Raw genomic sequence first — 23757 nt, 5'->3', positions numbered from 1 at the left:
CTCTACCGCCCCGACTCATCGATTCCGGCAGAGTGCCCGTGGCCTTGGTCAACGCAGCCGGCACGCATGCGAGCGAGTTCTTGACGCAGGCGCAGGCCGTCGCGGTGGCCCGGGTGCGCGGCGCGGTGGACCGTGACGGTCCGGGTGAGGAGTTGACGAGCGTGTAAGCAGTGCCCGTCCTGGTAGAGGACGAGGGCGAGGGTCGCTTGGGCGGCGAGGGTGGGCAGCGCCTGGGGGCCTTCGGCCTTGCTGTGGTGGCGGATGAGGTCGCTGTAGCAGTTCGCGGCTTCGGTGAGGTTGCCGGTCCGGCGGTGTGCGGTGGCGAGGACCCGGAGGGCGGCATGCGCCTCCGGTGAGGTGACACCAAGTAGGCGACGCAGGGAGCGGTACGCCCACTCCGCCCAGGGCGGCGCGGTGCAGGCCTCACCGTGGTCGAGGGTGAGTTCCGCGAGTAACGCGGCGGCGTTCGCGGAGGCGACGTCCAGGGCGCAGATGTCGTCGGTGGGATCGGTGAGCAGCAGCCCGGTGTGCAGGACCTGGATGGCGCGTGCGTGATCTCCGTGATCAGCGCGGGCACGAGCGTAAGTGAGGCGCTGCGCCATGGACATCCGAGGTCCGACGAGCTGGCGCGGGTTGGCCCGCCACGTGATGCGCAGATCGCCGGGATCGGCGCCGACCGCGACACGGTGCAGGCCACCAGGGGCGTACGCGGCAGCAGAATCGACTTTGCCGGGGGGCACTAGGTGCGGGGCGCGGTGCAGCACCGCCTCAGCGATCGCGTCGCGCAAGGCCTGGGCTGAGACGGGTGCCCGGCCGCAGGCCGGCATGCACAGGTAGACCGGTGGGCATCCGGGGAGCTGCACCAGGATCATCGGATGGTCACAGCTGTGGCAGGCCAGCAGCCCTGGCGGTACCGGGGCGGCCGGCACCGCTCGTGCCCGCGCCACCCATTCGTCGATGGTGGCCGGTGACAGCCCGCGCTCTCGAGCCACATCTTTGATCGCCGGTGGCAGGCCGTGCTCGACGGCACGCTTCAACGTCGCGGCCACCGCATCGGCAACAAACGCCGGCGTCCACGAGGCAAGCGGCGGGGTCCTCGACGGCATGGCGCACTCTTTCTTCCTGCTCGTGGGTATGCCCGACGGTGGTTCGTGGGATGTCATGCGGCTGGGCGGGTCGACGAGTCCCAGTTCGGTTCGACGCGCGGATGCAGAGGTGGTGGCGGCGGTTCGTCATTCGATGCGCCGGGGGGTTCCCACCACCGATGAGACGAGTGGGTGTGGGTGAGATAGAGGAAGTAGTTCTCGACGTGCCAGCCGGTGGGCGTACGGCGGGCATATTCGTAGGCGAGGACCTCGCCGGTGCTGGGGTGCAGGATCAGGAGATCGCGGTCGTTGTTGCCGGTGGCGGTGATGCCGATGCCGCTGCGACCGGCACGGTCGATCACCCGCGAGTAGTAGGTAATCGGCTGGGTGTCGCGCAGAACGGCGATCGTGGTGGCGCGTTCGACGCGCCGTGGGCTGTACCAGTTGGCGAGCGAGGCAATTCCCCGCAGCACCGCCTGGGGCTCGGCGATGTCGCCATAGCGGCGGTTTATCCCGTCGCGCACTGCCCCGCTGTCGGTGAACGCACTACCCGGTTCGACGAAGAGGATTTCGCCGGGTAACCACCAGTCCTTGGTCACCTCGACATACCCGCGGGGGTAACTGGTGAGAAGCTGCGCGCCCGACCGGTCATCGGCGCGCCAGCGGATGATGTCCCGCACCATGATTGGGTCGCTGCGCCAGAGGCGAAGGTGGATCACGTCGTACGTGCCCGCCGTGAGATCGCAGCTGCTGGCGGAGACCTGGCCGATCAGCTGATGCAGTCGTGTCGCGGGCGGGTGGGGGTACCACAGCCGGGTCGGCCCCGCGATCCGCGTGCTATCGACCACCTGTTGCAGCTGGGCGGTGGACGCGTTGCGTGGTGTCGTGCACGGCCCTGCGTCGGGACGGGCTGATCCGGCAGATCGGATGGCACAGCCCGGCAGCGGACTACCGGCCAACAGCAGAACCGCGATCTTGACAGCGGTGTGGCCAAGCAGCGTGCGAGGTCGCAGGGCGCCTGCGAACCGGGAAGCCGGCGTCCGGGTGTCGGCCAGCGGTCCCGTTGTCGCACTGACCGGCCGGAGGCACCTCGGGCGGTCGGCGTCGATGCTTGTCATGGCCACCTCGCCTGGGTGCAGACGGCGCGATGGTTCGAGCTGGTGGGCGTCCCCGCGGTGTCGGTGATGCGGGCGCGGAGAGGATCGCCGCTGGGCAGGTACCTGTTGGCGATGGTCGTGGCGGCGGCGAGGCAGCGGTGGGCAACGTCGGGCCATCCGCAGTCGCGGTAGAGGAACGCGAGTTCGGTGAGCGTGGTCAGGCTGACTGGTGCGTCGGGGCCGTGCCGGTGCGCGGCGGTGGTGTAGACGTCGGCGAGGTCCCGGATCGCCTGGTCACAACAGCCGACGCGGTGGCGTGCCCGGGCCAGGCCTGCGCGGGCGTACAGGGTCCGCTCGTGGCTGGCGCCGAGGTGCGCGGTGGCGAGGTCGACCAGGTCGCGGTAGGCGGCCACGGCCTGGTCGGCGTGCCCGTTCACGGCGGCCAGGGGTGCCAGCAGCGCCGCCGCATCGAGTTGTTCGGCAGGTGGGGTGGCGCGGTGGGCGAGCGTGCGGGCGTAGACGGCCCATTGGTAGGCGTCCGTGAGGTCGCCGAGCGTCTGCCGCGCCACGGCGTGGTCGATCGCCCTACGCGCGGGCGTGTGGTGTGGCCCGCACGCCGGTTCAAGTACCCGGGGCCTCGGCGTCCGCGTCGGCATGTCCGTTCAAGCTCCTATTCATGTTCGGTCTTGGGGAAAGGGCTGGTGTGGCCGACGGCGACAGTGGGGGCCTATCGCCGTCGGCCACGTCGGTCGCCGCGGCCCTTCCCTTTCATAGGCGGGCGACCGGCTTGTGCGCCCCAGCGCGGCTCAGCGAGACTGGCAGGCGATAGCGCGCGACGGTGATGCGAAGACGCGGCGTGATGGCTGAGCTGTCGCCTCCGCGTAGGCATCCGGCTCACTGGGGGGCGACGGGCCTCGCGAGCGTCGGGGCGACGGCGGTGGGGTTGGTGGCGTTGAGTTGCCCCGATTCGTGAGCTGGGCGTGGGGCGCGGTGCATCAAGGTCACCGTCGGCCCGTCGGGGAGGGTGAGCGCCGGTCGGGGAAGGTATCCGTGTCGGAGGTACAGGTCCTGGGTGTCGGGAAGGGTCTCGGTCCAGGCGGGCAGGTTGATGCGGTCGAGGCGGGCTTCGTGGTGGGTGAGCATCGCCGCGCCGAGGCCACGCCGCTGGGCGTCAGGGCGCACGGCGAGGATCGCCAGGTGGTGGTGCGGGTCGGTGGGCCGCTGGTTGGTGAGCAGTTGGTCGAGAATGTCGAAGCGCTGCGCGTGGGTGCCGGCGGCGGTGTCGATGCGGCTCCGGTAGTTCGCTGGTGGCGCGATGGGCCGGTAACGGTGAAAGGCGACGGCGGTAGCGCTCAGGTCGTCAGTGATCTGGATGTCGCCGTGGAACATGGCGTGCTCTACCCAGATCGCCGCGACGTCAGCCAGGACGCGGCGGCGCGCGGCCGGGTCGGGCACCAGCCACTGGGCGAGTGCGGTGGGGTAAACGGCATCGGCGATAAGTGCGGCGACCGGGCCTTTGTCCACCCATCGGGCAGAACGGATGCGCGGAATGACGTCCATGGATTCTCCAAGCACGGCGGGCAGATGGATAGCTGCCGGTGGTGTCCGGGGTCAGCGGTATGCGGCGGTGGCGAGATCCCCCACTGCGGCGTCGACCGTCGCGGTGATGTCGCGTACCGGCTGGTGGTGCTGTTCGGCGATGGTGCGTAGCTGTGCGGCGAGCACGGTGGTGTCGTCGGCGAGGTAGAGATGGTTGAGCAGCCCGAGGGTCGTGACCAGCCCGGCGAGAGCGGCGGTGTGGTTGTCAGGCTGGTTGCGGCCGGTGGCGATGTAGTGCAGCCGGGCGCGAGCGACGACCGGCCACTTGACGTCCAGGAGCAGGTAGCGGTCGGTGCGGGCGAGCCCACCGAAGCGGCGGCGCTGCTGGTGGCGCAGGATCCCACCGGCGACCAGGCCAGCGCGGGTGCGCTCGTACAGGCCGTCGGCGAACCCTCGCACCCAGCCGCGCAGGGATGGGGCCGGGCGCGCGTATCGGATCGAGGAGAGCGCGCTGTCGGCGATCAAGTCGCCGACCGGCTCGTGCAGGCGCAGCCACAACCGCCGCTCTGCGCCCGGCTGGCCGTCGCCCTCTCCGGGGTCGAACGCGACGCGACCGGCGAGGAACAGGTCGATCAGGACCGCGCCGGCGAGGCCGAGGGCAAGGGCCTGACGGTGGATATGCAGCTGGCCGGTGTCGTCGTCGTGCCCGAGCAGGAACAGGTCATCGCGCAGCGGCAGGCGCGGGATCGACGCGGTCATCGGCGGGGCTCCTACCGCAGCCCGGCGGCCCGTTGCCGCAGCCGGGCGTGCACGCCGTCGTGGACGGACTGCGGCTGCGGGAGCAGCCCCTTGTCCACCGCGGCGAGGACCGTGTAGTTGGGATCGCAGACGTTCCCAATCGGTGCCCGGCCTGCCTGCGACACCAACTGGTAGGCATCGATTTCGTCCAGCTCGGTGAGCTGACTCGTCCAGGCGACGAGGTCGCGGTGAGCGATCCGGTAGGCGTCCTCCAATGGCCGGGCGCAACCGATCGACATGATCTCCCGATCGGTCTCCAAGCGGGGCCACACCGCCGGAACGCCCTTGATGACCTCGACAACCAGGGTGGTGGTCGTGGCAATTTCCACCCCGACCCCGCAGGCCTCCCCCTCGCCCTGGCGGGCGTGTCCGTCGCCGAGGGCGAGCATCGCCCCGTGCACGTTCACACCCAGGTACAGGGTCGATCCGGCGCGCAGCTCAGCGGTATCCAGGTTCCCACCGTGGATGTCGGGGACGATCGTGGAGCGGGCCTCGAACCCGCCGGGCGCCACCCCGATAGTGCCGATCATCGGGTCAAGCGGCAGGTCGATGGAGTGGTCGCTGGCCGTCGCGTGGAAGCGGACCGTGCCGGCCTGCCGGTCGATGTCGTACACCCACACCCGCTCCTGCAGCGGCGGCTGCAGGGTGGCGGTGTGGGACGTACCGGTCAGCGCCCCGAAGTGCGGGAACGTCGAGGAGACGCCCCAGTCGCGGGCGGGGGTGATGGCGGCGAGGTGGACGGCGAGGGTGTCGCCGGGTTCGGCGTCCTCGACGAAGAACGGCCCGGACACCGGGTTCAGGTACGGCATCCGGCACACCTGCGACGGCAGGTCCGCCGGCCCGCGGACGAGGCCGCCAAAGCAATCCTCGGTGTACACCTGCAGGATGTCGCCGGAGCGGACGTGGGCCACCGGCATCCGGCCGCCGAAGGTGTAGGCGAGTTCGTCGCGGGCGGGACGGTACGTGATCGTGTCCATGGCGGTCACACCCGTTCCACGTGGCGGGCCTGCGGCTGCGCGGGCGCCAAACCCGACAGCGCGGGCCGGCGGCCAGCCAGGTACAGGCCGGCGAGCACGACCACGCCGAGGGCGAGCCACGCCAGACCGAGGCGCTGCGCGGCGATGTTCGCGTTGACCACCACGTAGGCGAGGATCGCGAACCCGATCCCGGGCATGACCAGGTGCGCCCACCAGTTCCCGCTGCGCTGGCGGATGAGGTGGTGCACGACCACGGAGACGTGCAGGACCAGGAACGCGACCATCGCCCCGAAGTTGATCAGCGACGACAGCAGCGTGATCCCGTCCGCGCGGGTGGCCATGTACAGGCCGAGCACCAGGGACACGGCGCCGGTGAGCAGGGTCGCGTTGATCGGCACGTTCCGGCGGATCGACACCTTCGCCAAGAAGGCGGGCAGTTGCCGGTCCCGCGCCATCGCGTACAACAGCCGGGACGTGGCGACCTGGGCGACCATCGAGTTCGGCAGCCCCCACGCGATCGCGGTTGCTACCGCGCACAGGGTCGCCAGCCAGCCTCCGCCAGCCACCTGCGCGGCGTCGTAGAAGGCGGTGCCGTTCGGATCCCCGTCGCTGAGCAGCGAGGCCGGCTCGGGGACGAGCATCGCGGCCAGCCAGGTCTGGGCGATGAACAGCACCCCGGCCAGGATGAGGACGGCGGCCATGGCCCGGCCGATCTGCCGGGAACCGCCCTTGGTCTCCTCGGCCAGCATGGAGATGCCGTCGAAGCCGAGGAAGGACAGCACCGCGATCGACACCGCACCGGCGACAAGCGACCAGGTGAACGTGTCGGAGTTGTAGAACGCGTCCCAACTGAACCTGCCCCTACCCGAGGCAAGAGCCCAACCGGCGACAGCGAGAAAGACCGCCAGGACGACCAACTCACCAACCAGCATCACCCGGGTCACCATCGCGGTCATCCGCATCCCGACAGAGTTGACGACCGTGTTGACCGCGACGAACCCGAGCAGCCACAACCAGACCGGCACCGCCGGGACGGTGGCGTGCATCGCCACCGACGCCACCAGGTACAGCAGACCCGGCACGAGAACGTAGTCGAGCAGGATCACCCAGCCGGCCAGGAACCCGACCGGTGCGCTGATACCCCGGCCGGCGTAGTTGTAGACGCTGCCCGACATCGGGAACGCCTTCACCATCTGCGCGTAGGAGAACGCGGTGAACACCAACGCCACCACACCGACCGCGTACGCCAGGGCCACCATCCCGCCGGAGCCGGCGTACACGCTGCCGAAGATCGCCATCGGCGCGATCGGCACCATGTACACCAGCCCGTACGCGACCAAGTCCCGAAACCGGAGTTGCCGGCTCAGTTCCTGTCGATATCCATATCGGGAGAGGTCATTCTGAAAACTCATCACACTCCTCAAATGTCTGCGTCCTGGCCAATCTCGCGACTCGCAGCTGACTCGTCAGCGAAGGCAACCGCTTCGTCGGACCTGAACCGCTGCTAATGATTTCGACCAGCAAGCGGACAGGTATCTCAGCAACGAGATTTGCTCACCGAGACAGATGAGTCGATAGCGCTGATGCGGACACACGGTGTTGTCCGCATGCAACTGTCCGCGTAGCGTTCGACCACGTACGGTCAGACCTTTCCAACTGCAGCAGTGACGGACAGACAGCACTCAGGAGTACCGGTGGCGCAAACTCCACGACGGCTGACCCCGCACCGATCGGCGCTGCATGGATTCGGTGCCGCGCTTCGGCAGTGGCGCGAGCGCCGCGGGCTGTCCCAGCGCGCTCTGGGCGGGCTGGTGCACGTCAGCGGGGACCTCATCGGCAAGGTGGAGAAGGCCGAACGTTGGCCGTCCGCCCGCTTCGTCGAGTCGTGTGAGGGCGCACTGCAGACGGGTGGTGAGCTGGTCCGCTTTCTGTCAGACCTCGAGAGTGGGCGTCGCCTCACCAGCGTCGGCTACCGCTTGGTCGACGGTGCGGAGGGCCAACTCCGGGCCTCCATCGATCATCCCGACAGGCCCTACCTGCTCCGCTCGTGGCACGAGCAGCTCGCCGGTCTGGCCATTGCCGGAAACCGCACCGGATACGCCGGGATGGCGTCCACCGCCCATGCGCAGATCAGCATCGCGGCCGCGGTCGGGCGGCGGAGCCGTTCAGGCGATCGCCGAGAGATACTCATCGCGCAGGCACTGTGGGCGGAGTTTCTCAGCTGGATCGACGAGCAGGGCGACGCCGCCGAGGCTGACGCCTGGCTGCGACGCGCCCAGCAGCAGGCCGTCGAAGCCAACGCGCCGGCGCTCGCCAGCTACGTCCTGATGAGGCAGAGCCAACGCGCCCTCGAACGCTTCGATCCACGTAATGCCATTGCCTTGGCGCAGCGGGCGCTGGAGGAGGTCCGGCTACCAGGCCGTATCCGCGCTCTACTGCTGATCCGCCAGGCCCAGGCCTACGCGATGGGAGGTGACCAGAACGCCTGTGCAGCCAGCATCGACAAGGCGCACAGGGTCGCCGGCAGCGCCGAATGGGGCTCGGAACTGCCGATCGATGTCGGCGTCCACTGCGACGCGGTGTACGTGGCTGCCCACGAAGCGCAATGCCGTCTGCTCCTCGGCCAACCGGCGGCTGCTGCCGATCTCTACGAGCAACTCCTGCGCCACTGGCCAGCTCAGTGGCGCGTCGACGAGGCCCTTTGGCGATCGGCCCTGTCCACCGCCTACCTCAACAGTGGCGACGTCGAGCGCGCGGCGACGGAGGCCGCCAACGCCCTGACCTTGGCCACTGGTACCTCCTCCGCGCGGGCTCTGCGCTGGTTGAACCCGACGGCGGTGGCCCTGCGCCAGCAGACAGCCATCCCCGAGGCCGCGACCTTCGTGCTCGCCTATCGGCAGGCGACCCTCGAAGCGTGCAACCATTAGCCCGTGGATCTCATCACCACGGCAACGAGCACCGACGAGTCCGAACGAGCAGCGTCCGTCGCGGTCCTCCCAGTCGGGAGTTTCGAACAGCACGGCGCCCATCTCCCGCTGCTGACGGACACCATCGTGGCCTGTGCGATCGCGAAGGCAGTCGCCGAACGCTACGGCCTCTTTCTGCTGCCGCCCGTGACGATCTCCTGCTCCCACGAGCACGCCGCGTGGCGTGGAACGGTCAGTATCAGCGCCACCACCCTCGCCGCCGTGGTCGGTGACATCGCTGACTCCCTACGTGAATCGGGCGTCGATCGGCTCGCCGTGATCAACGGACACGGCGGGAACTACGCCCTTGCCAACATCGTTCAGGAAGCCAACGTCGCCGGACCGAGGATGACTCTGTTCCCCGCTCGGGCCGACTGGGACGACGCTCGCGTTGCCGCCGGCCTGCACAGCACAGCCCACCAGGACATGCACGCTGGCGAGCTCGAAGTTTCGCTGCTTCTGCACGTTGCGCCGGAAGTGGTACGTGATGGCTTCCAGCATGCCGACCACCTAGCGGACGACCGACGTCACCTCCTCACGCGGGGCATGAGTGGCTACACCACCAGCGGCGTCATTGGTCTGCCGTCCCACGCCACCGCGGCCAAGGGCAAAGCCGTACTCGAAGACCTTGTTCGCTCATTCGCCGACCACTACGGCCTCCTGCCGAGACCCTAGGCAGGATCAGGAATGATGCTGGACGAGGCTTTCGTTCGCATCGACATTGCCCCTGGGAGAGCGCTCGGGCGGACGCGGTTGACGAGCCCGCCGTCGTCCGGCCCGCGTGGAAGTTGTCCGAGGAGGACCTGTGAGGCTGGGCGACAGGATCGCTGAAGTGTCGGTGGACGACGCCGTCCGCGCCTCAGTGAGTTATGACCAGCTGCGTACCGGTGATGACGGCCTGTACTGGCTGGAGACTCACCCCGACGCCGGCGGGGGCACGACGGTGACACGGTGGCGGCCCGGCGAGGGCAAACGTGACATCAGTCCGAAGGGCTTCGATGTCGCCAGCGGCGTTCACGCGTACGGAGGCGGATCGTTCGCTGTCGCCGAGGAGACGTTGTGGTGCGTCGGCCGAGATGGCCTCTACCGGAGCCGCCGTCACGGCGACGAACTCGAATTGGTCAGCCATGGATCCCTCGGTGACCTGACGATCGGCGACGGTGAGTTGCTGGCTGTGCGGGAGTCGGAGCAGGGTGACCAACTCGTCGCGGTGTCGCTCACCGGTGATCCGCAGATGCGAACTCTCGTCTCGACCCGGGGGTTTCTCGGCGCGCCTCGGCCGGGTCCGGGTTCGTTGGCCTGGACCGCGTGGAGCGAGCACGACATGCCCTGGGACGCGTGTGAGGTGTGGGCCGCCGCCTACTCACCGCACGGTGGGGTCGAGGACCCAGTGAGGCTCGCCGGGGGCCCTGATGAGTCTGCGGTGGAGCCGCGGTGGGGACCCGACGGGGCGTTGTACTTCGTGTCGGACCGCAATGGCTGGTGGAACCTCTACCGGTGGAACGGGCTCAAGGTGGAGGCGGTGGCGCCGATCGCGGGCGAGTGCGCCGCGGAGCCATGGGAGCTGGGTTACGCGTCTTACGGCTTCCTCGACGACGGTCGGATCGTCGTGGCGGTGCAGGAGGGGCCGCGACACCGCCTCGTCATCATCGAGCCCGACGGCACTATCCGCCCGATCGGCCTCCCGTACACGTCGATCAAGCCGTACCTGGCCGTGCAAGGGACGACGGTGGCGTTGATCGGATCATCGCCGACCGCGGCCCCGCAGGTCGCGCTGATCGACCTGGCTGACGCCGATCCCCAGGTGGAGGTGCTTGCCAGGTCGGAGCACGCCGGACTCGACGGGGCGCGAGTATCGGCGCCGACCGAGCTTCGCGTTCCAGTGGCCAATGGTCGGGAGGTGCTTGCCCTGGTATATCCGCCGACGAGCGCGGCTGCGGACTGGCGGGCACCGGTGATCGTGCGGGCCCATCCTGGGCCTACCGCCTCCTGCCTGCTGCGCCTGGACTGGCAGGCGCAGTTCTTCACCAGTCGCGGGTTCGCCGTCGTGGATGTCGACTATCTGGGTAGCACCGGGTACGGCCGGGTGTTCCGGGAATCGCTGTACGGCCGGTGGGGTCTGGACGATGTCGATGACTGCGCGGCGGTGGCGGTGCACCTGTTGTCGGCGGGGCAGGCGGTGCCAGGGCAGGTGTTCATCCGTGGTGCCAGCGCCGGCGGATACACGGCGTTGCACGCGGTGGCCCAGGACGGCCCGTTCACCGCCGCCACCGCCGTGTCGGCGATCGTGGATCCCGAGCGGTGGGCGAAGACGGTGCCCCGGTTCCAGCGCGCGCACGCGGTGCGGCTACGAGGTGGCGCCGGTCGGGTCCGAGCCGCCGATGTCCAACGGCCAGTGCTGCTCATTCACGGCACCGCCGACGAGGTGGCCGTGGTCGAAGATGTGCGCGAACTCGCCGAGGAGCTAACCTCTCGCGGCATGGCGCCCGAGGTGCTGCTTCTTGCTGATGTCGGCCACTATGTGGCGTCGTCCCGTCGAGCGGGCGCGGCGCTGGAGGCGGAGTTGGCTCACTACCGCTCGGTGATGGCGGATGCAGCCAACGATCGACAGGGGTTACACAGCCGCCAGCGGTAGTCGGTGACGCACGTACTCGCCGAACTCGCGGACCTCGGGCTCACACCGATAGGGCTCGAGGTCGACCTGTACCTCGACGATGCGCTGCAGGCAGCGGTGTGAGGTGGTTCGTGCGGCGTAGTCGACTGCCTCGCGTGCGGCGGCGCAGGCTTCGTCGATGCGGCCGGCGGCGGCCAGCGACGAGGCCAGGAGCGCGGTGTCGATGGCGAGTCGCCGGACATGGGTGGGACTCAGCGCGGTGAGGGCCTCGCCCAGGTGCTGCTGGGTGTGCTGCGGTCGGCCCAGGTCGTGGAAGCAGTGGGCGATCTCGTCGGCGAGGTACGCCGCGTCGAAGTACCGGATCCACGGAGGCTCGTCCTCGGGCTTGCTACGGGCCAGTTGCTTCTCCGCGATGTCGAAGTGGGTCAGGCAATCGCGTTCGCGTCCGAGGCGGGCGTGCGTGCGTGCCACCACCGCGTGCAGTGCGGCTGCCACAGCGGGAGTCGCCTGGGTCTCGCTCCCTCTCACCGCCGTCAGCGCCATCCTGCGTGCCGGCTCGGGGTGCCCGCAGTGCAGCGCGAGGTGACCGATGTTCACGGCGAGCAGGTAGCTGCCGTACGGGCGGTCCTCGGCAGCTTCCGTCAGACGCAGAGCGCGAAGGTAACGGCGCTGGGCGAGGCCGTGGGCGCCAGTGTCAACCGCCTGGTACCCGCAGAGCTCGAAGAATCCCGCCGCCAGCGTGTAGAGATGGCGACCAACAGCGTCAGAGGTGGGGGTATTCGCCAACAGCCGGTTCAGCTCGCCCTCGACGTACCGCTGCACCTGCGCGTGGACTCGTCCGGCGCCGTGGGTGTGGTCCAACTGCCGGAACATCGCCAGAGCGGTCTCCGCCGAATGAAGATCCTCTTCGTCAACATGGTCAGGCGAGCCGAGTCGTCCGGCCACGGGCGGCCGGGGTCCCGCCGCAGCGTTCAGCCAGTCAAGGGCGGCGCTGTCCAGGACGCCGGGTTGGAACGGAACCCGAGCGACCATCTCAACCAGCCCCAACGTTCCTGTCGGGCGATTGGACAGCGCGCTGCTGAGGCCGCCGCCGGCCGGTGAGGGGGTGCTCGGCTTGCCGTCGCTGGTCCGGTTACTGCCGAGCAGCGGTAGCAGGCGCATCAGGGAGCCGCCGGTCACCAGCGCCTTGTCGCAGGCCTCGACGAACTCGCGGGAGGGAAACCGGTCGGCCGTTTCCACCCGACGCACGAGATCGGCACTAAAGCGGATCATGGTTCCGAGCCGCGCCTGCGAGAGGTTGGCGCGCTCGCGCAGTCGGCGCAGTTCGGCGCCGAAGAAGTGGCGCTCGGACAGGGATGGCTGGAGCGCTCGCGGGGTCTGGCCCATGACACCGCCTTTCGGGCTGTGCGTCGCCGATGGCATTGAGCAGCGTGGACATCGCGCACATAGGGTCACCCAGTGTTCAGCGCGGCGCAACCAGGATCGCCGGGGACTGCGCTACATGACCGTCGACCCAGAAGGCGCGCCGCATGCGGACAATGCCTTCGTCCGCATGCTCGGCATTCACGACGGCAACTTTGAGGGCGAGTGTGAGGAGAACGGGGCGCGACCACTCGTCAGATCCGCCCTGGTTCTCCACGACCCTGGGAGGTGCCAGTGGAGCACGAAGTCCGCGTCAACATGCTCGTGCCAACTGCGATCGTCACCCAGATGACCCCCGACCAGGCCGCCGGTCACCGCTGCCTCCTCGGGCGCTGCGGTGAACCGGAAGAGGTGGCGGACACGATCATGTTCCTGCTCTCACCGAAGGCGTCGTACACCACCGGCAGCACGCTGCAGGTCCACGGAGGACTGGGACTGCGATGACGACTACCCACGGCGGCATCACCGAGATCGATTACGCAGCCATGATCCGCGCCCTGAACCAGGTCCACTACGCGGGCGAGACGTCGTTCTACAACAACGCAAGGCTGCGCCCCTGCGAGGAGGCGCTCTACCACCGGCTCGGCGTGGGGGCGCGAATCCTCGATGTGGGATGCGGTGCCGGTCGCGTCGCCCAAGCGATAACCGCATTGGGCGGCGACATCGTCGGCGTCGACATCAACGAGGCGGCCCTGGCCGTTGCCCGGGCCGCGTGCCCGAACGGCACCTTCGTGCACGGCAGCATGAACGCCCTGCCACTACCAACGGACACTTTCGACCAGGTGTGGTGCCTCCGATTCTCCTTCAACGCGCTGGCAACCGAGGCCGAACGTGTGGAGACCCTGCACGAGATGTGGCGGGTGTGCGCCCCGGGAGGCACCGTCCTGGTGGAGACGTTCAACTGGTACTACGCCGGCCGGCTCGGGCTTGTCCGTATCGCCAATCTGCTGGACCTGGCCGCCCGCGCCGCGCGATGGCGGGGGCAGCGCCGCACCGGCTCGCGGCCCCTGCCAGCGCGCGACATCATCTACCTCGCCAACAAGACCAGCGGAGCGGCACCCGGCTACGCCCACCTCACCACCGCCCACGAGCTGTACCTCCTCGCGGCGACATGCGGGATCCGGCAGTACGCGACTGTGACATCGGAGGAGGGTGTCCTGTCGGCCCCCGCGCCCCCGGTACGCGGCAGACACCGCCGGTACTCGATGTGGCTCGTCCTCCGCAAGCCCGGGGAGCGGTCATGAGCTTGTTGAGAGTCGGCGACCACGCGCTGGAGATCCGGATCGCTGAGTCGGCACCACGCTGCCTGCGGCGGTTCGTCGCCCGACTCGCTGACACGGAACTGCCGACCATGCCTGCCGGGCAGGTCATGCAGGTACGTGACGGGCACCGAACCCGGCTGACCGTCGACGTCAGTAGAGGTGAGGTCCTCCTGGAACTGGCCCCAGAGCTGGCTGGCGATCCACCCACGTTGGAGATCGGAGTGCTCCAGGCCGCGGCACGCTCGTTGGCCGTCATGGGGGACGGCGAGCTGACGCTCCTGCACGGGAGTGCGGTGACCATAGACGACGGACGGTCGGCCATAGCGGTGCTCGACGGCGGACGCGGGCAGGGCAAGACATCACTCGCGCTGGGCGTCGCCGCTCACGGAGGCAGCCTCCTGGTCGACGAGTTCGCCTTCACCGCATTCCCCTGCCGTCAGCCCTGCGTGGTACCGATGCCCACCCTGCCCTGGCACGTACGCGCCGACATGGCGCCGCTGCTGGCACCTCACACCGCCGAACGGCTCCTCTACGCGGTGGATCTTCCCACCCCCACCACGACCGGACACCGCCCGCTGCCGCTGAGCCTCATCGTCATTCCGGATCAGGGCCTCGCGGCGGGCGAACTGCGCGAGACGCCTACTCCCGCAGCCCGGGATCTGCTGCGCGCGGCGGTGACCGACCACGAGGCGAAGCTACGCGACCCGACTCTTGACCACGTCTCGATCTTCTCATCGGCTGACGAGGTCACCATCAACCGCAGTCTTCCCGCATTCAACTTCGGGGAGAAGGCACTCGACGCACTTGCCGCTGTACCGGTCATCCGCGTCGGCATCGGCAAGCCAGACGATTTGCCCACCAGTGTTGCCGCGGTGATCCGTCGGACAAGAGGAGATTCGTGATGCGGCAGCCGGCCGCACCACCGATGCTCCTCCTCGCCGGCACCAGCGAGGCCGGAAAGTCGAGCGCAGGCGAGTACCTGGCCGCCCTCGGCTCCCGCCGCGTCAAGATCAGGACAGTCCTCGTGCAACTCAGCTCAGGCCGGCAGGCCTACCACGAGGGCGTGGAGACGCGGGAAGGCTTCGGGTACGACGAGTTCGTCGCGAAACTCCTCGCACTAACCGACCGCGGCGAGGCCCCCTTGGCAGTCGAGAGCTTCATCGATGCCGCTTTGGCTGTGACTGTGAAGCGAACGTGGCCAGCACCATGCTCGATCATCTTCATCACCGCACCAGAACTCGTCCGCGTCAGACGCCTCGCGCGGGCCCGAGGGCTGACCGCCGACGAGGCCCGACGCATCATCCGACGCAAAGACGAGCGGAAACGCGTCCACGAACAGCTTCCGGCCTGGCGCGCGATTGCCGATCACTGGATCGACAACACTGCCAACATCATCACCTTCAGGGCTCGTCTCCGGGACGCGTTCCAGACCATGCAGACATCCTCAGGAGGCATCCAGCCATGACTCGTCGATACGCCTCCGCCGGTGCCGTCGTCGCGACCGACGACCTCAGCTCTCCACAAGTCCTGCTCCTCGATCAGGTCCGAAAGACCGGTGAACGACAGACCGTCGCGCCGAAAGGCCGACTGGAGCCAGGCGAGGCACCACTCCTCGCAGCCAAGAGGGAGGTGGCCGAGGAAGCCGGCCTCACCGACACGCACTACAGCGCGTATCTCGGGCAGGAGGCTTACACGTTCACCGACAACGACGGCACGCCAGCGGCGAAGATCGTCGACTGGTTCCTCTTCTCGACGTCCACCACCACCACAACGCCGGCCCGGGACGAAGGCTTCGTCCAGGCCCGCTGGCTCGAGGCTCCCGCCGCCCGGCAGGCCGCCAGCCATCCCCAGTTCCAGCAGGTGCTGGATCGCGCCCTTGCCGTCATCACCTGGCGTGCCGCTAATCCCCTGCCGTTCAGCCGAAAGCTCAGTTACCTGGTCAACCAGGTGGCGGCAGAGGCCGAGGCCGTCATCGCCGGGCATCCGGATGCCGGGGTGGGGCTGTGCGGATCGGCCGCACGAGGAGACTTCATCGAGGGCTGGAGCGACGTCGACTTCATCGCTTGGAACCTGCCCCCCACCTCGTCCGCCGCCACGTCGCTCCACGAGATCGTCAGTGAAGCGGCCCGACGCCACGGTTCTCGAGCGTCGCTGCACCTCGCCGACAGCCACGGGGGCGACGCCCGTCGCCTCGGTCCGCTCTACGACATGAAGATGCGGGAGGTGCTGCGTCGTGTAGGGCTCGACACCGCCGTGATCGCAGGTGCCACCGCCCCTACGCCGGCCGCCACCTCAGAACTGACCGATCTCGCTGGTGATGTTGGCGTACTGCACGAGTTTGCCGTCGCCCGTCTGGCCGCCAGCCACCACACAGAATCGGAGCGCGAGGACACCGCACGCCGGGTGTTGTCGGTGCTGTCGAGCGCCGGTCGGCTGCTTGTCGCGCATCGAGCGCCAGAGGTCGGCCTGCGGCTTCCCGAGGTGATCGAGGCGCTGCGCGACTGGCCGGGCACCGAACTCAGATCGCTCCTTGAAGACTACGACGCCTACCGCCGTGCAGGCGCAGACGACGCAGCACAGGCCGATCGGCTCGCTGTACGGGTGCCAGGTGCGCTCGTGGCCGTGAGGAGCATGCTCGAAGAATCGGCATCCCTATGATCATTTTCGTCGACGGGATCGACGGCAGCGGGAAGACCACTCTCATCGGACACCTTGCCGCCGCCCTGAACCGCAGCGGCGCCGAAGCAGTCGTCTCCAGCCCACTGTGGCGTTATCTCCCCACGATCGCCGCAGCGGAACAGTTCGCCTCCTGGGTCGTCAGTACCACTGGTCTGGACGTCGCAGAAGCGCTCATCACTGCAATGATTGATCGCCTCGACGACCTCCGCGACCTGAGCGTCGCACAAGACCACGTGCACCTGGTTGATCGCGGACCGAAGACCGTCTACGCATCCGCCCGCGCCCACGCTTACGAACGACGCACGGCAATCGAACCACTTCGGGAACGTCTGGCCACCTCGGTCCGAGCGCTCACCGACGTCCACCCGTGCGTGGCGATCGAACTTGGGGACGGCGTGGAAGCGCTCCGGACGGCCCTTCCGCGCCTCACATCGTCTCAGACCGTGACGCCCGGATACCTGGGGTATTTGCAAGCATTGGCCACAGAGATGCATACCTTCGGCGACTGGCCGGGCCTGCCAACGCAGCGACTTGACATTTCCATGTCGACCGAATCCAACTGCGCGGCGATCCTCGAGTCTCTCCGCCTCCCGAGTCCCAGGAACGGCCGCGCCGACGTAGGAGCAGGAGTGTCCGCAAACAGACGGGACTGGCGGACATGAAGCCAGCGCAAGGCCCGCTGTGATCGACCGCGCCGTGCCGCCATCACTCGACACTTGGGTTTTCCATTCGGCGTCGAGATCGTCACGCTGCGGCAGATCCTCGACGAACGCGTCGACCAAACCGCCGCCGAGGTCCTGCGCCCGCGATCAACGCGGCCCACCGCCTCCTCGACCTCGTCGAGACCGATACCGGCGACGGGCTGACACGGGGCGGTAGGCCCCTAGGAACGCCAGGTAGTTTCAGCTGTCGAGCACTTCTACTGTCATCGATTGGGGATGCCGGCCACGTGTCGCACATCGAGAAGATCACCGGTGAACTCCGCGCGTTGATGACCGGGGTCGAACGCGCGCAGGGGTTGGCAGCCGCCGCCGACAGTCAGGCGCAGGAGGTGGCGTTGCGGGCCGCGGGCGCGGGCTTCGTCGCCGTGGCGGCGGGTGTGGCTCGGGTGCGTAACGCGATCACGGGCATCCAGGGCGGCCTGGGAAGTCTTGCCGGGTCGATCGGTGATGCGACGAAGGCGACCGCGGCGGTGCCGAACGAGGCCACCCCGCAGGAGACGATCGCCGGGCTGGCGCCTGTGCTGAGCGCCGTGGACGCTGCTCGTGAGGCGGCGGCCGCGGCCATCACCGGAGTCGGTGAGGCGCAGCAGCTCGTCGCCGTGGTCCTGCAGGGTGGGCAGCCCGGGCCGCTGTTGCAGGCTCTGGAGGCCATCAAGCAGGTCCTGGTGCTGGTCGTTCAGCGCACCGGCGGGGCCCGGCAGGCCATCGAAGGGGCGATCGCGCAGGCCCGGCAGTTGGGGTCGTCGGGAAACTGACGGGGGCTGGCGGTCATCCACCGGCCAGCCCCGCCCCTGCTACCACCGGCAGCCCATCCCCGACGACCCCCACCCTGGGCGGAACTGTCTTCACAGAGACTGACGCGTCAAACCCGTGGACCAGGCGTCCCACCGGCGTCGTCGGCGGGTCGCCTACCGGACGCCGAACCCGGATCTCCGCGAACGAGAAGCCACGGGAGCGCCGTGCCCTGGAGTTGGAGGACGAGTGTGCCGACAGGGTCGCCGGCAAGGGGTACCGGGTTCACCAGAACCCCACGAGGCAGGAGGTCGCGGACGCGCGACGCGAGACCGGGGATTCTGGGAGGCCGGAAAAGGCACCCGACTTCCTCATCGAGGGGCATGTCTTCGACTGCTACGCGCCCACTGCTCCCGTGCCGGCCCGCGCCGTCTGGAGCGCGGTGTCCAGGAAGGTCGACACGGAGCAGACCCAACGCGTCATGTTGAACCTCCACGACTGGCGGGGCGACCTCGCCGCCCTGCAAAAGCAGTTCCACGACTGGCCCATCACAGGGCTGAAGGAACTGGCAGCGGTAACGCGCGACGGTGCGATCATTCAGATCATCCGGCGAGACTGATGAAGGGGTGCAAATGGCTGTCGAGTACCGGCTGACGCTGGCGGGCAACATCCCACTCAAACAGGTAGCGGAGCTTGCTGCTCCCGGAGCGGTCGAGACGTCCACGGCGTCCGGCGGCACGATGCTCAGTGCCGACCTGAACGACGAGCACGGGTACGTCGTGGACATCACCGGCGGCCGGCACGGCTACTACAGCGCCGAGGACGACGGTGGTGCTCTGTGGCAGTGGGAGCCGGAGACCTACGTCGACGTCAGCTTCTACATGCGCAAGGACACCCTGGTCGACAAGGGCAAGCCCCACATGCTGGCGACCGTGGCCGCGATCCTCGCCGGCAGAGCTGAAGACGCGGCCCTGACCCTCAACGGCGACGTGCTCATGCTGACCCGCGTCGCGGGGACCATCCAGAAGCACAATACCGACGGCTGGTACGACGAAGACTACGACAGGATTCTTCACCTCTGACGGGCGTGCGTCCCCGGCTGGACCCACCACAGCCACTCCCCCGACCAACCCGACCGGAAGTGCCTCAGTATGCGCAGCCACGACCTCACGCCCGGACGGATGATCGGCGTCACCTTCGATCATGGCGAGGACTTCTTCACCGCCCTCGCCGACGCCTGCCGCACCAACGGCATCCGGCACGGCTACATCCCAGTCTTCATCGCCGGGTTCAGCACGGTCGAGATCGTCGGCACCTGCCAGCGTCTGGACGACCCCCAAGCCCCGGTCTGGGACCGGGTGCACCTGACCAACGTCGAAGCGCTCGGCGGCGGCACCATCGCCTACGACGAGGCCCACGACCGGATCTCGCCGCACATCCACGTCAGCGTCGGACTCAAGGAGCACAGCGCGACCGGCCACACCAGTCACCTGCTCGCCGCTACGGTCCAGTTCCTGACCGAGATGCTGATTATCGAGGTCACTGCGCCCGTCATGCGTCGTATCCCCGAGGCGAGCCTCTACGACGTGCCGCTGTTGCGGATCGGCGACAACTGACGCTGGTTATGCTCGAACCTGAAGAGCAGATGAGCGGCTAAGCAGTCGACGACCCATCCGAGCTCAACAGCGAACTGACGGCGGCCATCACCATCATTGGTTCAAGACTGTCGAGCACCAGGTCAGGTTCGTAGGCAGTCAACTCTTGCCGTCCAATTCGGTGAGCGACAACGGCGACATGAAAGTCGGCATGGCGCGCGCAGGCGATATCGTTGGGCGCATCCCCGATGACGATGACGCGCGCAGGATCGAGCTGATCACCGTAGATCGCGGAGTAGCGTCGGGCGACGACTGCCGGAAGCTGAAAGCGATCGCGCTCGTCTGAACCGAACCCGCCGATGCGGAGATCAAGAAACTCATCCAAGCCCGCCACGTGCAGCTTCACCTCGGCGGCCGAACGCAGATTGCCGGTCAGCACGGTCTGGATGAAGCCTCGGTCGTGCAACTCCGCGATGCTCGCCGCAGCACCTGGATACGGCGGCTGGACCTCAGCGAACTCCTGCCGGCCCTCTTGCATGACCGCGGCGATGGCCTGACGGAAGGCGGGTATGCCCGCCTCCGCATCTGACGGGTCGACGCCCGAAGCGATCGCCGTGTCGACGGCGATCGACTCGTCCGTATAGCCATGCACCTTCTTGTCAGGAAAGTTAACCGCGGACTGCGCGAGACCGTACGCGCGAGCGATGGCGCGCGTCAGCCAGCGCAAGTCCGCGGGGATGAGAGTCCCGTCAACGTCCCAGATCACCAAGCCGGCGCTGCGGTGGTTCACAGAACCATCGTCGCACGATGGGCGAGTGAGGCCGATGACGGTACCGAACTGGCTGCCGAGCGTCGGTGGTCCTCATTCGGGGTTGCGCGCGGCGGCTCGATCGCCTACCGGGCATGGCGTCTGACCCACGATGAATCGGAGGCCGATCTCGGTGCCCGCGCGTTCGGGCCGTACGGAAAGAACGCCGCAGCGGTCATGACCGGAACAGATCCAGGTATGGGACCAGCGGACTCGCCGCGGGCCAAGTCCGAGTTCGCCTACTGGTCAACAGGCACCAGTCCCGGGATGCCCACGCCGGAGAACGTAGCGGTGCTGGCAGAGACTCAGGTCTTCTTACGATCTCCTCGCTGGCGGCGAACTGGCCGCCCTCAACTGGGCGAGCCACCCCCCTCGTTGGTCAAGTACGTAGTGCACCCGTTTGAGGCCTGAGGAGCGACACATGCGCGTGATCGCCGGAGATCCGCTTGACGGTTTTCCGTGGTTCCGGCATGTGGGATGCCTCCCCTGATCCTGGGGCTGTGGGCCTTGCGGAAGCACGAAGCCCTCGTTTGCCTCCTGACTGAAGAAGGCGAACGAGGGCTTCGTGGTGGTCAGGCCGCCGCGGCGGTGACGTTCTGGTCGATGAACTGGATGAGCTTGAGCGGGGACCCGCCGAAGTGGTCGCGGACACGCTGCTGGAGCGCACGGACGTCGTGGCCGGGCAGGAAGTCCCGGTCGGTGTCCTCGCCGCAGCTGCAGGCGCAGGGGCGCATCAGGTAGGTCTGTTCTTCGGGCAGGTCGCAGTAGCCCACGGGGTTCTGCGAGCCGTTGGCGACCGGGTCGGGTTGGCCGAGGTACGCCTCGCGCACGGGGTGGCCGGCGGGCAAGGGCTGGCCGATGAGCTCGCCGCGTACGCCGGTCTCCGTGGAGTGCTCGTGGTAGCCGGTGATCTCGGCGACCGCGCGAACGACGCCTTCCCCGACGATGAAAGCGAATCGTTGACGGCTGGCCTTCTCGCGGTTCATCTTCCAGACGCCCCGGCCTGCCTCCCATGCCTCGTCTTCGGTCATGCGCGGGAAGTAGCCGATGAACGCCCTCCCGAGCGGGTCGCCTTGGACAGTCTCGTAGCCACCGAGCTTAAGCCGAATACCCACCTAGCCTCCGATCTATCTGCACCGCCGAACTGTTGACACTAGTCCAGCATCGAACATCAGGTTTGGCAAGTACCGCAGGTGTCTATTGTCGTCGGCATGCAAAAGACGGTCTATTTGCTCTTTGCTGTGGATGCTAGGGGTGTAGGCCTGCGCTCTGCGCACCGTCAAAAAACCATCGTTTTCTGACGACCACGGTCAGACGCCTCGCGGTACCCCTCCGAGGCGTCAAAAACTCCGTCAAAAACCGGCGGGTTCAACAACCCACTAGGCACCCTTTTCTGACACCATGAACAGGTGTCAGACGCTCTCGACCCGACCGAGCTGCTCGCCCCGGCGCCAGCGCATCCCACCGAGATCCGCATCGGCTACGCGCGGGTCTCCACCGGCGGGCAGAAACTCGAACGGCAACTCGACGCGCTGCGCGCCGCCGGCTGCCGCCGCATCTTCTCCGAGACGCAGTCCGGCAAGGACGCCGACCGGCCCGAGCTCACCGCCTGCCTCGCGTTCATGGCCCCCGGCGACACCCTCGTCGTCCCCGCCCTCGACCGCCTCGGCCGGTCCGTGCAAGACCTGATCGCCACCGTGACCGACCTGCGCGGCCGCGACGTCGGCTTCACCTCGCTCTACGAAAACCTCGACACCACCACCCCCGGCGGCCGGCTCGTCTTCCACGTCTTCGCCGCCCTCGCCGAGTTCATCCGCGAACTCATCGTCTCCGGCACCCGCGAAGGCCTCGCCGCCGCCCGCGCCCGAGGGCGCGGCGGCGGCCGACCCACCGTCATCAACGCCGAGCTGATCCGCTCCGCCCGCGACCTGCTACCCAACCCCGACGCCAGCGTCGCGTCCATCGCCCGGCTGCTCGGCGTCAGCCCCGGCACCCTCTACAACCACATTCCCGACCTACGCGAGCTACGTGCCGCCGGCCGGGCCCGCATGGAGCTGACCGCATGACCTGTCCGCTCCTCGCACGGCGCAGGCACGAACGCTCCTCAATGGCCACCGCCGGCCACGGTGGTATCGGCCGCGAGCGCCTTCACCCGACTGAGCGCCTCGTCGACGCCAACGCGCTCGCGGACAGTAGGGGTGGCGCTGCGTGAGCGACCTCGTCAGCCGGACCACCCGCGGGCTCTTCCGTGACCTCATGACCGGAAGCACCGTCGGCGCGATCGGCGCAGCCTTCCAGGACGAACTCTTCGCACCGAACCCCGACAGCACGTACGAAGACAGCAGCGTTCGGCGTGTCACGACGCAGGAGTACCTCGAAGCCATCGACTGGGGCGACATCAACCAGGTCAGCCGGGCGCTGCGAGTCTTCGAGCGCCTCATCCAGGGTTTCGAGCCGCAGTACACGAGCAAGCTCCTCAACTCCCTGCGCCGTGACGGCTACACCGTCGATGAGCAAACAGGCCACATCGCTTCCGGCGGACCACGCTTCGCCCCTTCCTCCCTGCAGAACATCACCGACGCGTCGGCGATCCGCCAGCAACTCACCCGCATCCAGCACGCCGTCCTGGACGACCCTGCCCTCGCCGTAGGCAGCGCCAAGGAACTCATCGAGAGCACGGCGAAAGTCGTACTCAAGGAACGCGGCCAGCCGGTCGACGACAAGGACGACCTCCCTGCGCTCGTCCGAAGCGCCCAGCAAGCCCTCGGCCTCCACCCGTCCTCCAAGGCACCCGGCCCGGACGGCAGCGACGCGATCAAGAAGATCCTCGGCTCCGTCTCAGGCATCGCCATCGGACTGGCCGAACTCCGCAACCGCGGCTACGGCACCGGCCACGGTCCCGCCACCGCTCCAGTCGGCCTCGGCCCCCGCCACGCTCACCTCGCCGTGAACGCCGCGTTCACCTGGTGCCAGCTCATGCTCGACACGCTCGCGGACCCCAAGGCTCCCTGGCGCAAGGAACTGACGTGATCTCCACCGGAAAGGCACTGAAGATCGATGTCGCATCCACTGAAGATCACACGTCGTTCAACATCCCGAACTGCTCGCGATGGCCGGTGGGCTGATGTTTCCGCTGGTCCTGATCGTTGGCTCGGCCACGCGCTGCGGGCCGACGACGCCGGCCTCTGGGCGGCCCTGCTGCTCGCCACACCGGCCGGCCTGTTCGGCGCCAACCAGCTCAGCCAGGGAATCTGGAGAAGCCGTGGCGGCGGACCCAGCCCGGCGGCCTTCGCCGTCACCACCGGTCGTCGGCCACTCCATCCGCCGGGTCTCCCCGTCGGCCATGGTGATGGTGGGCCGGCTGACCTGCGGACACCGGCGGAAGGTGACAGCAGAGGCATGACCTTGCCCAGACCGCAGCAACCTCCGGGTGCCTGAGCGGTGCGGGCGGGTCCGAGCGT

Annotated in this window: 24 protein-coding genes and 1 pseudogene; 15 read left to right on the top strand and 10 right to left on the bottom strand. The window is 68.2% G+C overall.

The features are described from left to right. Positions 1-2 precede the first annotated feature (2 nt). The 7 genes from AB0I89_RS22255 to AB0I89_RS22225 form a co-directional block, all read right to left on the bottom strand. Positions 3-1106: a hypothetical protein gene (locus AB0I89_RS22255; RefSeq protein ID WP_357129801.1), complete on the bottom strand. Its 1104-nt coding sequence runs from the start codon at positions 1104-1106 to the stop codon at positions 3-5. Between the two features lie 53 nt (positions 1107-1159). Then, positions 1160-1933 carry a hypothetical protein gene (locus tag AB0I89_RS22250; RefSeq protein ID WP_357129798.1) on the bottom strand — a complete coding sequence of 258 codons (774 nt, stop codon included), beginning with the start codon at positions 1931-1933 and terminating at the stop codon, positions 1160-1162. Positions 1934-2199: 266 nt separating this feature from the next. Continuing rightward, complete coding sequence (locus AB0I89_RS22245; RefSeq protein ID WP_357129795.1) at positions 2200-2751, bottom strand: hypothetical protein; 552 nt, start codon at positions 2749-2751, stop codon at positions 2200-2202. Between the two features lie 325 nt (positions 2752-3076). Continuing rightward, on the bottom strand, positions 3077-3742 hold the full coding sequence (locus tag AB0I89_RS22240) for a GNAT family N-acetyltransferase (RefSeq protein ID WP_357129792.1): 666 nt from the start codon (positions 3740-3742) through the stop codon (positions 3077-3079). 51 nt (positions 3743-3793) lie between these two features. Continuing rightward, on the bottom strand, positions 3794-4480 hold the full coding sequence (locus AB0I89_RS22235; RefSeq protein ID WP_357129789.1) for a GPP34 family phosphoprotein: 687 nt from the start codon (positions 4478-4480) through the stop codon (positions 3794-3796). Between the two features lie 11 nt (positions 4481-4491). After that, complete coding sequence (locus AB0I89_RS22230; protein WP_357129787.1) at positions 4492-5505, bottom strand: acetamidase/formamidase family protein; 1014 nt, start codon at positions 5503-5505, stop codon at positions 4492-4494. Next, positions 5502-6908 carry an APC family permease gene (locus AB0I89_RS22225; RefSeq protein ID WP_357129784.1) on the bottom strand — a complete coding sequence of 469 codons (1407 nt, stop codon included), beginning with the start codon at positions 6906-6908 and terminating at the stop codon, positions 5502-5504. Before AB0I89_RS22225 ends, AB0I89_RS22230 begins: the two co-directional genes overlap by 4 nt. Positions 6909-7190: 282 nt before the next feature. Between AB0I89_RS22225 and AB0I89_RS22220 the strand changes: the two genes are divergently transcribed. The 3 genes from AB0I89_RS22220 to AB0I89_RS22210 all read left to right on the top strand — a co-directional run bounded on the left by AB0I89_RS22220 (position 7191) and on the right by AB0I89_RS22210 (position 11097). Further along, positions 7191-8423, top strand: coding sequence for a helix-turn-helix transcriptional regulator (locus tag AB0I89_RS22220; protein ID WP_357129781.1), 1233 nt, complete (start codon positions 7191-7193; stop codon positions 8421-8423). A 3-nt stretch (positions 8424-8426) separates the two neighbouring features. Then, positions 8427-9137 (top strand): creatininase family protein, encoded by a 711-nt coding sequence (locus tag AB0I89_RS22215; RefSeq protein WP_357129778.1) that lies wholly within the window; start codon positions 8427-8429, stop codon positions 9135-9137. A gap of 130 nt (positions 9138-9267) precedes the next feature. Next, positions 9268-11097 carry a prolyl oligopeptidase family serine peptidase gene (locus tag AB0I89_RS22210; protein WP_357129774.1) on the top strand — a complete coding sequence of 610 codons (1830 nt, stop codon included), beginning with the start codon at positions 9268-9270 and terminating at the stop codon, positions 11095-11097. Here the strand turns inward: AB0I89_RS22210 and AB0I89_RS22205 are convergent. Continuing rightward, a complete protein-coding gene (locus AB0I89_RS22205) occupies positions 11077-12462 on the bottom strand; it encodes a helix-turn-helix transcriptional regulator (RefSeq protein ID WP_357129772.1) in 1386 nt (461 codons plus the stop codon). The two genes, AB0I89_RS22210 and AB0I89_RS22205, sit on opposite strands and share 21 nt — an antisense overlap. 282 nt (positions 12463-12744) lie before the next feature. On the opposite strand from AB0I89_RS22205, the pseudogene AB0I89_RS22200 reads away from it, so the two are divergent. The 10 genes and pseudogenes from AB0I89_RS22200 to AB0I89_RS22155 all read left to right on the top strand — a co-directional run. Continuing rightward, positions 12745-12942: pseudogene (locus AB0I89_RS22200) on the top strand (SDR family oxidoreductase); the annotation flags it as partial. Then, positions 12939-13742: a class I SAM-dependent methyltransferase gene (locus AB0I89_RS22195; protein WP_357129768.1), complete on the top strand. Its 804-nt coding sequence runs from the start codon at positions 12939-12941 to the stop codon at positions 13740-13742. The pseudogene AB0I89_RS22200 and the gene AB0I89_RS22195, both read left to right, overlap by 4 nt. Positions 13743-13849: 107 nt before the next feature. Further along, complete coding sequence (locus AB0I89_RS22190; RefSeq protein ID WP_357129765.1) at positions 13850-14662, top strand: hypothetical protein; 813 nt, start codon at positions 13850-13852, stop codon at positions 14660-14662. Next, a complete protein-coding gene (locus tag AB0I89_RS22185; RefSeq protein WP_357129762.1) occupies positions 14662-15225 on the top strand; it encodes a hypothetical protein in 564 nt (187 codons plus the stop codon). The genes AB0I89_RS22190 and AB0I89_RS22185 overlap by 1 nt, the downstream gene beginning before the upstream one ends. Continuing rightward, on the top strand, positions 15222-16418 hold the full coding sequence (locus AB0I89_RS22180; protein ID WP_357129760.1) for an NUDIX domain-containing protein: 1197 nt from the start codon (positions 15222-15224) through the stop codon (positions 16416-16418). Before AB0I89_RS22185 ends, AB0I89_RS22180 begins: the two co-directional genes overlap by 4 nt. Then, complete coding sequence (locus tag AB0I89_RS22175) at positions 16415-17101, top strand: hypothetical protein (RefSeq protein ID WP_357129757.1); 687 nt, start codon at positions 16415-16417, stop codon at positions 17099-17101. The genes AB0I89_RS22180 and AB0I89_RS22175 overlap by 4 nt, the downstream gene beginning before the upstream one ends. A 287-nt stretch (positions 17102-17388) precedes the next feature. After that, positions 17389-17916: a DUF6244 family protein gene (locus AB0I89_RS22170; protein ID WP_357129754.1), complete on the top strand. Its 528-nt coding sequence runs from the start codon at positions 17389-17391 to the stop codon at positions 17914-17916. Between the two features lie 209 nt (positions 17917-18125). Beyond that, positions 18126-18512, top strand: coding sequence for a hypothetical protein (locus tag AB0I89_RS22165; protein WP_357129860.1), 387 nt, complete (start codon positions 18126-18128; stop codon positions 18510-18512). A 13-nt stretch (positions 18513-18525) separates the two neighbouring features. Continuing rightward, entirely contained in the window at positions 18526-18975 is a 450-nt protein-coding gene (locus tag AB0I89_RS22160; protein WP_357129752.1) for a SitI3 family protein, read from the top strand. A 69-nt stretch (positions 18976-19044) separates the two neighbouring features. Next, positions 19045-19509, top strand: a complete 465-nt coding sequence (locus AB0I89_RS22155; RefSeq protein WP_357129749.1) for a DUF296 domain-containing protein — start codon at positions 19045-19047, stop codon at positions 19507-19509. 37 nt (positions 19510-19546) lie between these two features. Here AB0I89_RS22155 and AB0I89_RS22150 read toward each other — a convergent pair whose 3' ends face one another. Then, on the bottom strand, positions 19547-20278 hold the full coding sequence (locus AB0I89_RS22150; protein WP_357129746.1) for a haloacid dehalogenase-like hydrolase: 732 nt from the start codon (positions 20276-20278) through the stop codon (positions 19547-19549). A gap of 590 nt (positions 20279-20868) precedes the next feature. After that, positions 20869-21411: a hypothetical protein gene (locus AB0I89_RS22145; protein WP_357129743.1), complete on the bottom strand. Its 543-nt coding sequence runs from the start codon at positions 21409-21411 to the stop codon at positions 20869-20871. 294 nt (positions 21412-21705) lie between these two features. Here AB0I89_RS22145 and AB0I89_RS22140 point away from each other — a divergent pair, with 294 nt between their 5' ends. Then, complete coding sequence (locus AB0I89_RS22140) at positions 21706-22362, top strand: recombinase family protein (RefSeq protein ID WP_357129740.1); 657 nt, start codon at positions 21706-21708, stop codon at positions 22360-22362. A gap of 142 nt (positions 22363-22504) precedes the next feature. Next, positions 22505-23326: an abortive infection family protein gene (locus AB0I89_RS22135; protein ID WP_357129737.1), complete on the top strand. Its 822-nt coding sequence runs from the start codon at positions 22505-22507 to the stop codon at positions 23324-23326. Positions 23327-23757: the final 431 nt, after the last annotated feature.

It is taken from the genome of Micromonospora sp. NPDC049801 (assembly GCF_040656575.1).
Taxonomy (GTDB): domain Bacteria; phylum Actinomycetota; class Actinomycetes; order Mycobacteriales; family Micromonosporaceae; genus Micromonospora.
This window is presented reverse-complemented; position numbering and strand designations above follow the sequence as displayed.

Coding starts and splice junctions, on each gene's coding strand:
- AB0I89_RS22205 (WP_357129772.1), bottom strand. CDS start 12,462: ATGGGCCAGACCCCGCGAGCGCTCCAGCCATCCCTGTCCGAGCGCCAC.
- AB0I89_RS22225 (WP_357129784.1), bottom strand. CDS start 6,908: ATGAGTTTTCAGAATGACCTCTCCCGATATGGATATCGACAGGAACTG.
- AB0I89_RS22235 (WP_357129789.1), bottom strand. CDS start 4,480: ATGACCGCGTCGATCCCGCGCCTGCCGCTGCGCGATGACCTGTTCCTG.
- AB0I89_RS22195 (WP_357129768.1), top strand. CDS start 12,939: ATGACGACTACCCACGGCGGCATCACCGAGATCGATTACGCAGCCATG.
- AB0I89_RS22180 (WP_357129760.1), top strand. CDS start 15,222: ATGACTCGTCGATACGCCTCCGCCGGTGCCGTCGTCGCGACCGACGAC.
- AB0I89_RS22155 (WP_357129749.1), top strand. CDS start 19,045: ATGCGCAGCCACGACCTCACGCCCGGACGGATGATCGGCGTCACCTTC.
- AB0I89_RS22240 (WP_357129792.1), bottom strand. CDS start 3,742: ATGGACGTCATTCCGCGCATCCGTTCTGCCCGATGGGTGGACAAAGGC.
- AB0I89_RS22175 (WP_357129757.1), top strand. CDS start 16,415: ATGATCATTTTCGTCGACGGGATCGACGGCAGCGGGAAGACCACTCTC.
- AB0I89_RS22185 (WP_357129762.1), top strand. CDS start 14,662: ATGCGGCAGCCGGCCGCACCACCGATGCTCCTCCTCGCCGGCACCAGC.
- AB0I89_RS22190 (WP_357129765.1), top strand. CDS start 13,850: ATGCCTGCCGGGCAGGTCATGCAGGTACGTGACGGGCACCGAACCCGG.
- AB0I89_RS22160 (WP_357129752.1), top strand. CDS start 18,526: ATGGCTGTCGAGTACCGGCTGACGCTGGCGGGCAACATCCCACTCAAA.
- AB0I89_RS22255 (WP_357129801.1), bottom strand. CDS start 1,106: ATGCCGTCGAGGACCCCGCCGCTTGCCTCGTGGACGCCGGCGTTTGTT.